Origin of the sequence: Brevibacillus halotolerans, from assembly GCF_026891775.1 — a bacterium.
In the GTDB taxonomy this organism is placed as follows: domain Bacteria; phylum Bacillota; class Bacilli; order Brevibacillales; family Brevibacillaceae; genus Brevibacillus_B; species Brevibacillus_B halotolerans.
On record NZ_JAPTNK010000065.1, the window covers coordinates 1 to 343 of the forward strand.

At 61.8% G+C, this 343-nt stretch carries 1 protein-coding gene; it reads left to right on the plus strand.

Translation table 11 applies throughout. The features are described 5' to 3' along the window. Positions 1 to 343: collagen-like protein (locus O0550_RS24170; protein WP_258427432.1), on the plus strand; the 343-nt coding region annotated here is incomplete at both ends.

Sequence of the window (343 nt, forward strand, 5' to 3'; positions counted from 1 at the left end):
ACTGGACCGACTGGTGACATCGGACCGACTGGACCAACTGGCGACATTGGACCAACTGGACCTACCGGAGACACCGGACCAACTGGACCTACCGGTGACATCGGACCGACTGGACCGACTGGTGACACCGGACCGACTGGACCTACCGGAGACATCGGACCAACTGGACCGACTGGTGACACCGGACCAACTGGACCGACTGGCGACATCGGACCGACTGGACCGACTGGTGACATCGGACCGACTGGACCAACTGGCGACATTGGACCAACTGGACCTACCGGAGACACCGGACCAACTGGACCTACCGGTGACATCGGACCGACTGGACCGACTGGTGACA